A 13,674-nucleotide genomic window follows, 5' to 3' on the forward strand; every position below is an offset into this window, starting at 1 on the left:
CAAGTCTTTCTTGGCTGAGTATATTTTGGCATTGGACACCTCGTCAGTTTGACTTTGGTGTCCGTTAAAGCGGGGGAAGATCACTGCGCCGCTTAACTTAGCGTTAGCTTTGCAGAGATAAATACAAAGGAATTCTATGCGCTTTAGTACTAATGCCTACAATGTATGGAAAGTTGAATCTCAAGCTATATTCGATTTCAGTGTTCTCGTAAGTTACTCAGTTCCATCTCTTAAGATGCAGATTTCACTGCTAGAGAAAGGAAAGATACAATCTCTGCCTAGGCCTGATTATTATAGGAGTACGAAAGAAGGGTACTACTCAAGCGACAATTTAAGGGAAGGTTTAAAAAGAAGAGCTTCAACTTACAAGCAGCAAACCTCGTCATATATGCTCCTTTCGCTTTTTAGTCACTTTGAAGCTTTTGTGGTGGATGTAATCCGAGAGTTGTTTGAATTCCATGGTGGAGTTGATAAATTCATTACAAATTATAATAAAAGTGTAAAGAAAAGCTTTGAAGTTGGCAATCAGAACAGCAATTCCAAAAGAAAGCTTACCGGAAACAGAAAACCTCAAAGAAGGCCTCAATACCATGAGATTTCAAGGAATCTTTCCGATTCAGGGTATATGTTCCCTAATGAGTTGCTTTCTGGTTATGGGATTAAGATGTTAAATAAGAAGCTTGGCGACCTAAAGTCAAAAGAAATACCCGAGATCCTAATGGATTGCTTTCATATTGATTTCTCTGATGATGAAGTGCGTGAATTTCATAATCTGCGAGACTTAAGAAATAGCATTGCACACGGAAGGCCACCCTCTCTAAACATTAAATCTGTAACAGAGAAGAATCAGGCCTTGATAGGTATGGCCAAAAAAATCGACGCGCACCTGTCTGAAAATTTTTTTATTTTCAATGAATTCAGGTAAAAAGCTAACAAATCAAAGCATTCGGATGCAAAAAAAACTGCGCCAGTGTTTGAGGCGTTAAACGAGAAGAATATGGCAATATTAATTGATCACACGAAACGAAATCATGCTGCAATCAAAATTCTTATTGAGGAAAAGCACCATGAATCTGCACTTATATTGATCTACGCATGGATCGATCGGATGGCATGGCTTTCAGTTAGCGACGAGGCCAGCGGAGCGGACTTCAAGGCGTGGGTCAATACTTATCTGCTCCCGAATAGCAGCTTAGGTTGCTCTGCTGATGATTTGTGGGCTGCAAGATGTGCGGTGTTGCATACATCAACATCCTACGCTCGGGATACTAAAAGTGGTAAAGCCAAACGTATACAGTATGTGTGTAACGATGCTATATCTGTATCAAACATCCCCTCAGATACAATATTTATTTATATGATCAAATTGTATCAAGACGCCATTGGTGCAGTTGATAAATTTGATCATTATTTGGAAAGTAATGACCGGCAGAGACAGATAGCTGAGAAAAAGCTTTCAATGTTTTTCCAGCTTCAAGAATTAAGCAATGAGCAAACTGTTTAACGAAGCAGTCATGCGCGAACTCCGTTCCGCTGGCCTTTATTTTTGGTGAAAAACAGAAATAAAGGCCAGCAACACTCCGTCGCCATACTGCGACGTTACCCAAAAATAAGCCTGCCGGTCTCCCGGCAGGCTTTTTTATTTCACGCTTCTTTCAAACCACCTCAGGCGTAGAAGGATTTTCCTTCAGCCGCCATTTCCCGCAGCATTCCCGGAATTTTGTAGCGGTCGCCAACATTGGCGGCCAGCTGGTCGGCATTGGCGATAAAGGTATCGATGCCTTCCATGGTTTCTACAAAGGAGATTACGCCGCCGGTCTGTGGCGCAAAGCCCCAGCCGAAAATGGAGCCGATATCGACTTCATGGGCGCGGGTAATCACACCTTCGGCCACACAGTGCAGGGTTTCTACCGCCTGTGCGTACAGCAGACGCTGTTTTACGTATTCCACCGATGGCTGTTCTGCCGCCAGCGGGAAGCGTTCTGCCAGTCCGCTCCACAGGGATTTTTTACCTTGTGGGTCGGCCGGATAATCGTAGAAACCAACACCGGCTTTTTTACCAATGCGTTTGGCTTCGTGCACCATGTACTGCACCACTTCGTCAGCCGGGTGCGATACATAGGCGTCGCCCAGGTCTTTCTGGGTCTGGCGGCCAATGCGGTCCATCAGCTCCAGCGTAACTTCGTCGCTCAGCGCCAGCGGGCCAACCGGCATACCGGCCAGTTTGCCTACGTTTTCGATCAGCGCCGGTGATACACCTTCTTTCAGCAGGGCCATACCTTCGAGCACGTAGGTTTTAAATACACGCGAGGTGTAGAAACCACGGCTGTCGTTAACGGTAATCGGGGTTTTCTTCAGTTGCTGTACATAATCCAGCGCCCAGGCCAGGGTATGTTGCGAGGTTTTTTCGCCCATAATAATTTCCACCAGCGGCATTTTGTCGACCGGTGAGAAAAAGTGCAGACCAATAAACTGCTCAGGGCGTTTGCTGGCTTCGGCCAGGCCGGTAATCGGCAGGGTCGAGGTGTTGGAAGCAAAGATAGCATCATCACCCAGCACCGCTTCGGCTTTAGCAGTAACGTCGGCCTTAATAGTGCGGTCTTCGAATACCGCTTCGATCACCAGATCACAACCTTTCAGGTCGTTATAGTCGGTGGTGGCGAGAATACGTGCCAGTGTGGCATCGGCTTTTTCCTGCGCCATTTTGCCGCGTGATACACGCTTTTTCAGCAGGCCTTCAGAATAGCTTTTGCCTTTATCGGCGGATTCCTGCGCGGTATCCAGCAGCACCACTTCCATACCGCTCATGGCGGAGGAATAGGCAATACCGGCACCCATCATACCGGCACCTAAAATACCGACTTTCTTGAACTGTTTTTTCTCCACTCCTTTGGGGCGGTTTTTCAGTTTGTTGGCATCCTGCAGCGCGACAAAGAAAGTGCGGATCATGGCTTTTGCCTGATCAGACAGCAGCAGCTCGGTAAAGTAACGCGCTTCAACATCCAGTGCCTGATCAATCGGCAGCTGACAGCCTTCAAACAAGGCCTGCAGAATACGCTGTGGTGCGAGGTAATTACCCATGGTTTTCTTGCGCAGCATGGCTTCTGCGCCCATAAATACCTGCGCTACTTTGGCTGACTGTACTTCGCCACCTGGTAATTTAAATTTCTTCTCATCCCACGGCTGTACGCAGGCTTTCGGATTATCCAGCAGCCATTGTTTGGCCGCTGCAATCAGCTCATCTGCGGCAACCACCTCGTTAATCAGACCGGCAGCTTTGGCTTCTTTGGCTTTGGCCTGGGTCGCCTGCAGCAACCACGGCATCGCCGCCTGAATACCCAGCATACGCGCCAGACGCTGAGTACCACCGCCACCCGGCAGCAGACCCAGATTGACTTCCGGAAAACCAAACACGGCTTTCGGATTGTCGGCGGCAATACGGTGATGACAGGCCAGCGCGATTTCCATACCGCCACCCAATGCGGTGCCGTTTAATGCAGCAACAATCGGCTTACCGCCCTGCTCCATACGGCGCATAATCTGATGCAGGCTGCGCACAAAACCGATAATGGTTTCGGCATTTTGCGGCATGGTCTGAATTTCTTTTAAATTCGCGCCAACAACAAAATCGGATTTACCTGAGGTTAATACAATACCTTTTACCGCATCGTTGGCCAGTAAGGCTTCGAGTGCTTCGTTCAGTGCAATTACTGCACTCTGTGCCAGTGAGTTTACCGGCCCGTTCTGATCGTCCCAGGTTAAAACCGCAATACCCTGAGCGTCGATTTCATGCGTAAATGTAGTCATAACATATCCTTTAATCTGTCAAAGCCTGCGCTGCTGAAAACGCTAAAAGCGTTACCGAGGCAGCCTATGCAAGGCAAAACGTGTTTGAGGAAGCGGAGTTTACTGACGGCTAAATGAGCATTCCGAAACACGTTTTAACGCCGCAGATGCAACGCAGGTAGCTTTTTAAACCCGTTCGATAATGGTGGCAGTCCCCATACCACCACCAACGCACAGGTTGATTAATGCGGTGTTCAGGTCGCGACGCTCCAGTTCATCCAGCACAGTGCCGAGAATCATGGCACCGGTTGCCCCCAGCGGATGGCCCATGGCAATGGCACCGCCGTTTACGTTGATTTTGCTGTGGTCGATATTCATATCTTTCATAAACAGCAAAACCACCGAGGCAAAGGCTTCGTTCAGTTCCCACAGGTCGATATCGCTGGCCTGCATCATGCCGTTTTTCAGCGCTTTACGTGCAGACGGCGCCGGGCCGGTAAGCATGATGGTTGGTTCAGAACCAATAGACGCTGCCGAGCGGATACGGGCACGTGGTTTTAATCCCAGCGCCTGACCCATTTCTTTGGTACCGATTAATACCGCCGAAGCACCGTCAACAATACCGGAGGAGTTACCGGCGTGGTGTACGTGGTTAATGCTTTCAACCTGTGGATAAACCTGCTGGGCAATGGCGTTAAACCCCAGACCGCCGTGCATTTCGAACGATGGCTTCAGGCCCGCCAGCGATTCAACCGTCGCTTCCGGGCGCATATGTTCGTCACGGTCGAGCAGGGTTAAACCGAGCTGATCTTTCACCGGAATAATGGAATTTTTAAAGTAGCCATTATCCCAGGCGTGTTTGGCACGACGCTGTGATTCCACCGCATAGGCGTCCACATCGGCACGGGAAAAACCATTCAGGGTGGCAATTAAATCAGCGGAAATACCCTGAGGTACAAACGACAATTTATTGGTTACTGCAGGGTCGGTGTAATAAGCGCCACCACCGGCACCCATCGGAATACGTGACATGCATTCCACACCACCACCGATGGTCATCTGCGCTTCACCGGCTTTTACTTTGGCGGCAGCCATATTCACCGCTTCAAGGCCTGAAGCACAGAAACGGCTGACCACAGTACCGGCACAGGTTTGTGCATAGTCGGCCATTAGTACCGCGGTGCGGGCGATATCGGCGCCCTGCTCCATTACCGGTTCCACACACCCCAGTACCACGTCGTCGATCTGAGAAGTATCCAGATCATGGCGTTCCTGCAGGCCACGCAATAAACCCGACATCAGGCTGACCGGCGTTACGGTGTGCAGGCCGCCGTCTTTTTTACCACGACCGCGCGGCGTACGTACCGCGTCAAAAATATAGGCATCAGTCATTTTACATTCCTTAATTTTTACGCCGGGGATCTGCCTGCGTTACATTACTCAGCAGCAGGTGACCCCTTACGTTTTTATATTCAGATGGTACGCGAAATAATTTCTTTCATAATTTCAGAAGTACCGGCGTAAATACGCTGTACGCGCGAATCGGCGTAAGCACGGGCAACCGGGTATTCCCACATGTAGCCGTAACCGCCGTGCAGCTGCACACATTCGTCGATGATGCGGCACTGTGCTTCGGTAGCCCAGAGTTTGACCGAGGCCGCAGCGTCGATGCTCAGTTTGCCTTCGCAATGCAGTTCCAGACAGCGGTCAACGTAGCACTGGGTAACTTCCAGTTCGGTGCGGATTTCGGCCAGTTTAAAGCGGGTATTCTGGAAAGCGGCAACCGGCTTACCAAAGGCTTTACGCTCTTTCACGTAGGTAACGGTGGCGTCGTAACAGGCACGTGCAACTGCAGCACCAATAATGGCCACACTCAGACGTTCCTGCGCCAGTTCCTGCATCAGATAAATAAAGCCGGCATTTTTCTGGCCCATCAGGTTTTCTTTCGGGATGCGCACGTTGTCGAAAAACAGCTCAGAAGTATCCTGCGCTTTCATACCGACTTTTTTCAGGTTCTGACCACGGCTGAAACCGGCACGGTCAGCTTCTACCAGAAACAGGCTCACACCTTTGGCACCGGCGCTGGTATCGGTTTTGGCAACCACAATATAAAGGTCGGCCATCTGACCGTTGGTGATAAAAGTTTTGGAACCGTTAATCACATAATGGTCGCCGTCTTCGATGGCGGTGGTGCGTACACCGGCCAAGTCGGAACCGGTACCTGGTTCAGTCATGGCGATGGCGGTAATCACTTCACCGGTACACATTTTTGGCAGCCATTTTTGTTTCTGCTCTTCGGTGCCGTAATGCAGGATATAAGGAGCAACGATATCGGAATGCAGGGAGAAACCCGGGCCTGAAGCAAACACATAACCCTGCTCTTCAATGGCGATAGCGGAATAACGGAAATCCACGCCGGAGCCACCGTATTCCACCGGGATATGGGTGCACAAAATGCCTGCTTCACCGGCTTTCAGCCAGGCTTCACGGGAAATATGACCCTGTGCTTCCCACTCTTCCCAGTGTGGCTGAATTTCGCGCTGCATAAATTTGCGCACGCTGTCGCGGAACATGTTGTGCTCTTCGGTAAATACACTGCGTGGGATCATACCGTGGTCTCCTTGGTGCTTGGTGTCGATGATTTTTTATTACTGTTATCGGTGGATGTGGCCATTTCATGTCCGGCCTGACGGATTACTCCGCGGCTCAGCAGTTGCTGAATATCGGCCTCGGCCAATGCCAGTTCCTGCAGAACGCTGAGTGTGTGTTCACCCTGCTCCGGGCCGGGTTTATCGGTGATGTGTTTTTGTTCGCCAAACTGAATGGCCGGTGCCGGGCAACGGATTTTCTGCCCCTGGGCGGTGGTTAATACCTGTACCATTTCCCGCGCCAGTAATTGCGGATGTTCGAACGCCTGCTGCGGGCTTAAAATCGGCGTGACGCAGCAATCGGTATCGGCAAAGACTTCGCGCCAGTGGCTTTGTGGCTGAGAGGCAAATACCGCTGCCACTTCGCTGCGCAGCTGATCGGCTTTGGCGCCCATATCCCAGTAACGGTTTTGCCATTCAGGATGACCCAGAACGTCACAAACCTGATTCCAGAATTTCTGCTCCAGCGAACCCACCGCCATATACAGATCGTCGGCGGTTTTATAAATGCCATAACAGGGGCGCGCACCGGTCAGCATGTCCTGTCCGCGCGGCAATGATTTACCCATTAAATTCATGGTCGCCAGCGGAATCACATTGTGCGCAAAGGTGCAGTCGGTCATCGACACATCGAGATAACAGCCTTCGCCCGCGCCGCCATTTAATTGCGAATTCAGACGGCCAACCACGCCGCCTAAAATAGCCATGGCGGCACTGAGTGAGCCACCGGCCAGATCGGCAATCTGGAAATTACTTAAGGTCGGTGCGCCACCGGCTTCACCGACCTGATCGAGCACGCCAGCGGTGGCACAGTAATTCATATCGTGGCCGGCTTTGTCGGCCCAGGGGCCGGTCTGGCCGAAACCGGAAATGGAACAGGCCACCAGCCGCGGGTTAACCGCTTTCAGTTGTTCGTAAGCCAGACCGAGTTTTTTCATGACGCCGGGGCGGAAACTTTCCAGCAGGATGTCGGCCTTTGCCACCAGCTTCATCAGCAGTTCGTGGCCTTCGGCAGTAGAGAGGTCGAGGCTGATGGATTCTTTGCCACGGTTAAGAATATGAAACGCCGGGCTGACAAAGCCTTTTGGCATACCCAGTGAGCGGGTGTAATCGCCGGCGCCGGTGTCTTCCACTTTAATAACGCGCGCGCCCATATCGTGCAGATGCATAGAGCACATGGGTCCTGGTAATAAACGCGACAGATCCAGCACCAGCATGCCGGACAGGGGTAAAGTCATGTTGCGCCCTCATTATTGTTATATACAGGCTGCTTTGTCCGCGTGATGTGCGGATCTGAGCGTTTATTAACCGCCTGCCATGGTGACTTTGCAAGGCATTCCGGGCGGGCCATAACGATGCCAGTTCGCCCGAGTTACCTTAACGTAACTCAGACTACCGGGGGGAGCCGTGGGGGGTCAATGTGCAAATCGCTCAAGCGGATTGACAGATTTGCACTTATGAGAGGAAAAATCGTGACGAAAAAGATCAGCCTGGCTGGTCGTCTGACACTGGCTGGTCGTCTGACACTGGCTGGTCGTCTGACACTGGCTGGTCGTCTGGCAATGGCAGGCGTTGCAGAAACTGCTGATACGCCTCTTCCGGCGCAATATCGAGCTGGCTGAGATCGGCACCGGCGGCCTGCTCGACCTTCTGCAGCTCGGCGATGATGGCATCCAGGTCGCGGCGCTGGGCTTCCAGCTCCAGCAGGCGGGTACGACACTGATGCATTAAGCCCAGCAGACGTTCCGGGTTGGAGCGGTCGGCGTCATACAGATCGAGGTAGGATTTGGTGTCTTCCAGCGAGAAGCCCACACGCTTGGAGCGCAGCACAATTTTCAGCCGCGCGCGCTGGCGGTGATCGTAGATCATGGTGCGCCCGACGCGGCGCGAGGTAATCAACCCCTTGCTCTCATACAGACGGATGGCACGGGGGGTAATGCCGAACTCAGCGGCCAGATCGGCAACGGTGTAATTGTTATCGCTCATGTGCATCGGCAACAGTGAAAACGCGCAGTCTACCACTGCCTGAACGGATTCCCAGCATCAGCCCCGGAATCAAGCCCGCCATCACCCCCACTATCAACCCCACCATCAGCGGATAACACGGCCTCATGCTATCGGCGTATAATCGGGCGGATTTTTATGTTTCGCCAGAGTAAATAGGTCAATACAGGACAAAAACTGCCTATAATCTGACCGTCTGTTTACCCTCTGTCCCGGCTGCAGTTCTGGTTTCAGCAAGGCCGCGGCGAACAAACAACCCCTTTTCAATAATTCAGGAGTTCTGTATGGATCTGCAAAACAAAGTGGTCGCCATTACCGGCGCGGGCCAGGGTCTGGGTCGTGCGATGGCGGTTTATCTGGCAGCAAAAGGGGCACGGATTGCCATTATCGACCTCGATCAGGGTCACATGGATGAAACAAAACGCCAGGTCGAAGCGGCCGGCAGCAACGGCAACACTTACCTGTGTAACGTTGCCAACGAAGAACAGGTTGAAAGCACCTTCGCCGCCATTGCTGCGGATATGGGCGGTCTGCACGGTCTGGTGAATAACGCCGGTATTCTGCGTGACGGCCTGATGGTGAAAGTGAAAGACGGTGAAGTCAGCAAGATGAGCCTGGCGCAGTGGCAGAGCGTGATCGACGTGAACCTGACCGGCGTGTTCCTGTGCGGACGCGAAGCTGCAGTACAGATGATTAACGGCGGCGAAGGCGGCTGCATCATCAATATCTCCAGTATTTCCCGCGCCGGTAATATGGGCCAGAGCAACTACTCTGCTGCCAAAGCCGGTGTTGCCAGTCTGGCGGTTGTCTGGGCGAAAGAACTGGCGCGTTACGGCATCCGCGCCAATGCCATTGCACCGGGCTTTATCGCCACCGAAATGACCGCTGGCATGAAACCGGAAGCACTGGAAAAAATGACGGCAGGCATTCCGGCCAAGCGTATGGGTCAGCCGGATGAAATTGCCTCGGCTGTCGCTTTCCTGCTGGAAAACGATTATATGTCGGGCCGTGTTGTTGAAGTAGACGGTGGTCTGCGTCTGTAAGCCGCCGATCTCGGATACTCCGGGAATATTTGCGGAAAATAAAAACGGCAGCTCTGGCTGCCGTTTTTTATGGCGGCTGTGTGTCATAAAAAAGAAATATTTCAATTGGTTTTTTAACAACAACGTATTGTTGCAATAAAGGCTCTGGTTATCGGTAGCGGAGTATTTATTCTGAATCATCTTATTTTATGGATGATGCGGATTATTTATGTGGATATTAACCCGGAACACCACGGCGTTTATGATTCTGGCAGCCAGCCTTTTATTCACCGCCTGTGCCACCAACACCACGCCCTACTCTTATGTGTCGCTGGAAGATGAATATCGCAGCGATGCTTTTTTCACCTCGACCTTCGATAATAAAAGAGTACTGATTGCCGGTTATCACAAAGGCGACGATGCGGAAGAGGCTGAATTAATCCGTTTAATTTCCACCTCGCTGGCCGATCAGCTTAAACGCAGCCGCAATGTGGCCAATGCCACGTCTTTTATTCTCACTAAACCAGCAGCTGCAGCTGATACCACTGCAGAATCAGACAGCGAACAACAGGAAGTGCTGAGCGCCGATATGGAGATTAAAACTGCGGAGATGCCTGAACGTTCTGCCGTTGTTAATAATCTGCTGATCAATCAGCAACAGCAGTTTGATTATCTGATCGACTTCCGCATTCTTGACTGGCAACGCATGACACGCGCCGAACGCACCAGCAGCCGCTGTCAGCATGCCGGAACCAATCTGCAACTGAACATGGTGCTGTGGGATATGTCACAACGGACGATGTTGTGGAGCAGCACCCCGGTTGGAAAAATCGGTGTGCATAAATGCGTTGAAGAGCAGGACTCCAACAGTACCCATGAATACCAGTCGGATAATCCCGTCGGTATGATTGCCGAAGGGTTAATGTATATCCTGATTGATTCCACCACCGACGCCATTGCCACCGGCATCAGTTATAACAGTATGTCAGCGGTAAGAGCGCCGCAGATGCGCGAGCTGGTAGAGCAGCTGACCGGCATGATTGCCTTACAAATGAACCGCTACTGAGGCTGCGCAGCGAATTCCACGACGGCACAGAGCAGGCATCAGCCTGCGCCCATGGCCTGTACCGCCAGATACTGCTGATTCCCGTGCTGGGCAATGGCTTCTCCATCACCCTGCACCTTCCCGCCTTTCCAGCTCAGATTACTTTCCTCGGCCGTTACCGCTTTGGTGGCATTTACCAGCCATTGATTGGCCGTATCTTCGGGCATACCGGCTGCCAGTTTCTGCAGCCACTGATCATGCAGGGCACCAATCTTCTCAAAGGTCTGCGCCATCTGCGCCCGCACTAATCCCTGCTGTAATTCCCGGTCGGTAAACAAAGCTTCGATACGGTCTTTCTGCGGATGATCATTGGCGACCGTGACACTGCCATCGCTTTCTATCTGCAATTCAATTTCCTGGCTGGTGTCGATACCGGCCTCTGCCAGCGCCTGATTAAATTGTTTTTCAAAGCTGCGGATATCACCCGCCCCCGGCAGTTTCAGCAATCCGCTATCCAGGCTCTGTAAAGTGGCTGTCAGTTGCTCATCTCGGACTTCGGCCTGCTGCTGTATTTCGGCGGAGGGTGTATAGCCATCAGCCGGTAAAGCCTTGCCGCTGGCGGCAACGGCTGTTGTCTGTGGCTGCTGACTCAGTAACGGGCTGACGCTGCCGGACTGGGGATGAATGCGCATATCCATGGGTTCTGCTCCTTCAGAGTGGCTCTGTAACTGTTCTTGCTGAGCGCTTTGGTTATGAGCAGATGTATCAGCAAAAAGCTTTCCACTTTTCCGGTTCTGTTCCCACGCATAAAGCGAGACTGTTATTATCTGCCCATGCAATCGGATTCCTACGAACGACTCTACACCGCCCTCGCCGCGATACCCGCCGGTCGGGTGGTTACTTATGGTCAGCTTGCTGCTCTGGCCGGACGTCCGGGCGGCGCGCGCTGGGCCGGGCGGGTTCTGTCGCAATTACCCAAAGATACGCAACTGCCCTGGTTCCGGGTGATTAACGCTCAGGGACGGCTCAGCTTTCCTGTGGGCAGTGCCGCCGCACTGCGCCAGCAAGGACTGCTGGTACGTGAGGGGATCGAATTCAGTGACAGCGGACGCATCAATCTGAAACGCTTTGGCTTGAACTAACCCCCCTCATTTGGCATTAACGGCTTTCACAGTGCGCATGGCAGGAATCAACCTGCCCCTCTCTGCCAGCCCTCAGCCCACCTCATCTGAGACAGACTCAAGCCCATGCTGGCAGGCTTTACGCCCTGATAACCCGGTTCTTTTTCTGCGGTGATCTGACGCCCTGACGCCCGCATTTCCGATCAGGCCATAGATAGTCCACGGTGCCTCAGGCAAGTACTGCGGTTACTCCCACAGAAAGTAGCGCCGTAAAACATGACAGGGGATCACCTGTTTTTTTACACGCTGATAAGGGAAAGTGATCATCAGAACACCGAATAACAATAACGATCACCTCTGAAAAGCGGAAATCACCATGGCTACTGAATATTTTGATGTATTGATTATTGGCGCGGGCCTGTCCGGCATCGGCGCTGCCTGTCACCTGAAAAAAGAATGTCCGGGCAAATCCTTTGCGATCCTTGAAGGCCGCGACGCCAGCGGTGGTACCTGGGATCTGTTCCGCTACCCTGGCATTCGTTCCGACTCTGATATGTTTACCCTGGGTTATGAATTCAAACCCTGGACGAATAAAAAAGGCATCGCCGACGGTGCGGATATCCGTAATTACATCCGTGAAGCATCGCGCGAAAATAACGTTGATCCACACATCCGTTATGGCCACAAAGTCAAAGCCGCACGCTGGAGCAGCGATAACGCAACCTGGACTCTGGACGTAGAACTGGCCGATGGCAGCAAGAAAGAATATTGCTGTAATTTTCTGCTGAGCTGTACCGGTTATTACAGCTATGAAGAAGGTTTCACGCCAGAATTCGAAGGCCGTGATGATTTTAAAGGCCAGGTTATTCACCCGCAGCAATGGCCGGAAGATCTTGATTATGTCGGCAAGCGCGTGGTTGTTATCGGCAGTGGTGCCACCGCCGTCACGCTGATTCCGTCAATGACGGATAAAGCCGCACACGTCACCATGCTGCAGCGTTCACCGTCTTATGTATTAAGCGTGCCACAGCAGGATGCAATGGTTGCCCTGCTGCGCAAAATACTGCCGCAAAAACTGGCTTACCGTATTATTCGCGGCCGTAACGTTTCCATTACGCTGGGCCTGTACCGCTTCTGTAAACGTTTTCCGAATGCTGCACGCAAACTGCTGCAGTGGACCGTGAAAAAGCAGTTACCCGCCGATTTCGATATGAAGCACTTCACACCGAAATACGCGCCCTGGGATGAGCGTCTGTGTGCTGTGCCGGAAGGTGATATGTTTAAAGTCATCAAACAGGGCAAAGCCTCTGTGGTGACGGATCATATCGATCGTTTTATCGACAACGGTATTCAACTCAAATCCGGCCAAAAACTGGAAGCCGATATTATTATTACGGCCACCGGTCTGAAAGTGCAGATGCTGGGCAATATGCAGGTCACTATTGATGGCGAACCGCTGAAGCCAAGCACAAAAATGAGCTACCGTGGTGTGATGTTTGAAGACCTGCCAAATATGGGCATGGTATTCGGCTACACCAACGCATCCTGGACGTTAAAAGCCGATCTGATTTCCAGCTATGTTTGCCGTCTGCTCAAGCATATGGACGAAAAAGGCGTGCGTCAGGTAACCCCGCGTAACCACAACGCCAGCATTAAACGCCTGCCATTTATTAATATGCAGTCTGGTTATATTTCACGAGTTAAAGATCAGATTCCACAACAAGGCGACGAGCGCCCATGGAAGCTGTATCAGAACTACTTCCTGGATATGACACTGCTGAAAATGGCCAGTATGGATGACCCGTCACTGGAGTATGCCAATCCGGTGATCCGTGAAAATACCGCCGCCAGCGGCGCTGTTTAAATACGGGTTTAAAGAACGACACTCACCCCGTCTCCGGTTATATTAAGGAGATCGTTTGCGCCGCTTTTGCGGCGCTTTTTTTTTGTTCGTATTTCCTGAAACTGAGTACCGGCACACGACGTGAAGAATTATTCAGAAGTGCTCTTGCCGCACGTAGCGGATGAGTGCACAGTAGTGGCCATCT

At 51.7% G+C, this 13,674-nt stretch carries 12 protein-coding genes; 6 read left to right on the forward strand and 6 right to left on the reverse strand.

Features of this window, described 5'->3' with window-relative positions:
- The first annotated feature begins 136 nt into the window (after positions 1-136).
- Together NYR02_RS03045 and NYR02_RS03050 are read left to right on the forward strand one after the other, a co-directional pair.
- A complete protein-coding gene (locus NYR02_RS03045; RefSeq protein WP_260974924.1) occupies positions 137-925 on the forward strand; it encodes a HEPN domain-containing protein in 789 nt (262 codons plus the stop codon).
- Between the two features lie 72 nt (positions 926-997).
- Entirely contained in the window at positions 998-1,504 is a 507-nt protein-coding gene (locus tag NYR02_RS03050; protein WP_260974925.1) for a hypothetical protein, read from the forward strand.
- A 161-nt stretch (positions 1,505-1,665) separates the two neighbouring features.
- On the opposite strand, the gene NYR02_RS03055 is transcribed toward NYR02_RS03050, so the two are convergent.
- The 5 genes from NYR02_RS03055 to NYR02_RS03075 all read right to left on the reverse strand — a co-directional run bounded on the left by NYR02_RS03055 (position 1,666) and on the right by NYR02_RS03075 (position 8,420).
- Positions 1,666-3,807: a 3-hydroxyacyl-CoA dehydrogenase NAD-binding domain-containing protein gene (locus NYR02_RS03055; RefSeq protein WP_260974926.1), complete on the reverse strand. Its 2,142-nt coding sequence runs from the start codon at positions 3,805-3,807 to the stop codon at positions 1,666-1,668.
- A gap of 165 nt (positions 3,808-3,972) precedes the next feature.
- Positions 3,973-5,178, reverse strand: a complete 1,206-nt coding sequence (locus tag NYR02_RS03060) for an acetyl-CoA C-acetyltransferase (RefSeq protein WP_260974927.1) — start codon at positions 5,176-5,178, stop codon at positions 3,973-3,975.
- A gap of 80 nt (positions 5,179-5,258) precedes the next feature.
- Positions 5,259-6,395 carry an acyl-CoA dehydrogenase family protein gene (locus tag NYR02_RS03065; RefSeq protein ID WP_260974928.1) on the reverse strand — a complete coding sequence of 379 codons (1,137 nt, stop codon included), beginning with the start codon at positions 6,393-6,395 and terminating at the stop codon, positions 5,259-5,261.
- Entirely contained in the window at positions 6,392-7,672 is a 1,281-nt protein-coding gene (locus NYR02_RS03070) for a CaiB/BaiF CoA transferase family protein (protein ID WP_260974929.1), read from the reverse strand. Before NYR02_RS03070 ends, NYR02_RS03065 begins: the two co-directional genes overlap by 4 nt.
- 247 nt (positions 7,673-7,919) lie before the next feature.
- Positions 7,920-8,420 (reverse strand): MerR family transcriptional regulator, encoded by a 501-nt coding sequence (locus NYR02_RS03075; RefSeq protein WP_260974930.1) that lies wholly within the window; start codon positions 8,418-8,420, stop codon positions 7,920-7,922.
- Positions 8,421-8,722: 302 nt separating this feature from the next.
- Between NYR02_RS03075 and NYR02_RS03080 the strand changes: the two genes are divergently transcribed.
- Positions 8,723-9,481 (forward strand): SDR family oxidoreductase, encoded by a 759-nt coding sequence (locus NYR02_RS03080; RefSeq protein ID WP_260974931.1) that lies wholly within the window; start codon positions 8,723-8,725, stop codon positions 9,479-9,481.
- A 208-nt stretch (positions 9,482-9,689) separates the two neighbouring features.
- The gene (locus NYR02_RS03085) at positions 9,690-10,526 is read left to right on the forward strand and encodes a hypothetical protein (protein WP_260974932.1); all 837 of its coding nucleotides are present in this window, start codon (positions 9,690-9,692) and stop codon (positions 10,524-10,526) included.
- A gap of 38 nt (positions 10,527-10,564) precedes the next feature.
- Here NYR02_RS03085 and NYR02_RS03090 read toward each other — a convergent pair whose 3' ends face one another.
- Positions 10,565-11,203, reverse strand: a complete 639-nt coding sequence (locus tag NYR02_RS03090; protein ID WP_260974933.1) for a hypothetical protein — start codon at positions 11,201-11,203, stop codon at positions 10,565-10,567.
- Positions 11,204-11,338: 135 nt separating this feature from the next.
- Here NYR02_RS03090 and NYR02_RS03095 point away from each other — a divergent pair, with 135 nt between their 5' ends.
- Positions 11,339-11,647 carry an MGMT family protein gene (locus tag NYR02_RS03095; protein ID WP_260974934.1) on the forward strand — a complete coding sequence of 103 codons (309 nt, stop codon included), beginning with the start codon at positions 11,339-11,341 and terminating at the stop codon, positions 11,645-11,647.
- A 355-nt stretch (positions 11,648-12,002) separates the two neighbouring features.
- Positions 12,003-13,490: a flavin-containing monooxygenase gene (locus NYR02_RS03100; RefSeq protein ID WP_260974935.1), complete on the forward strand. Its 1,488-nt coding sequence runs from the start codon at positions 12,003-12,005 to the stop codon at positions 13,488-13,490.
- Positions 13,491-13,674: the final 184 nt, after the last annotated feature.

This window comes from Thalassolituus pacificus, assembly GCF_025318105.1.
Taxonomy (GTDB): domain Bacteria; phylum Pseudomonadota; class Gammaproteobacteria; order Pseudomonadales; family Oceanobacteraceae; genus Venatoribacter; species Venatoribacter pacificus.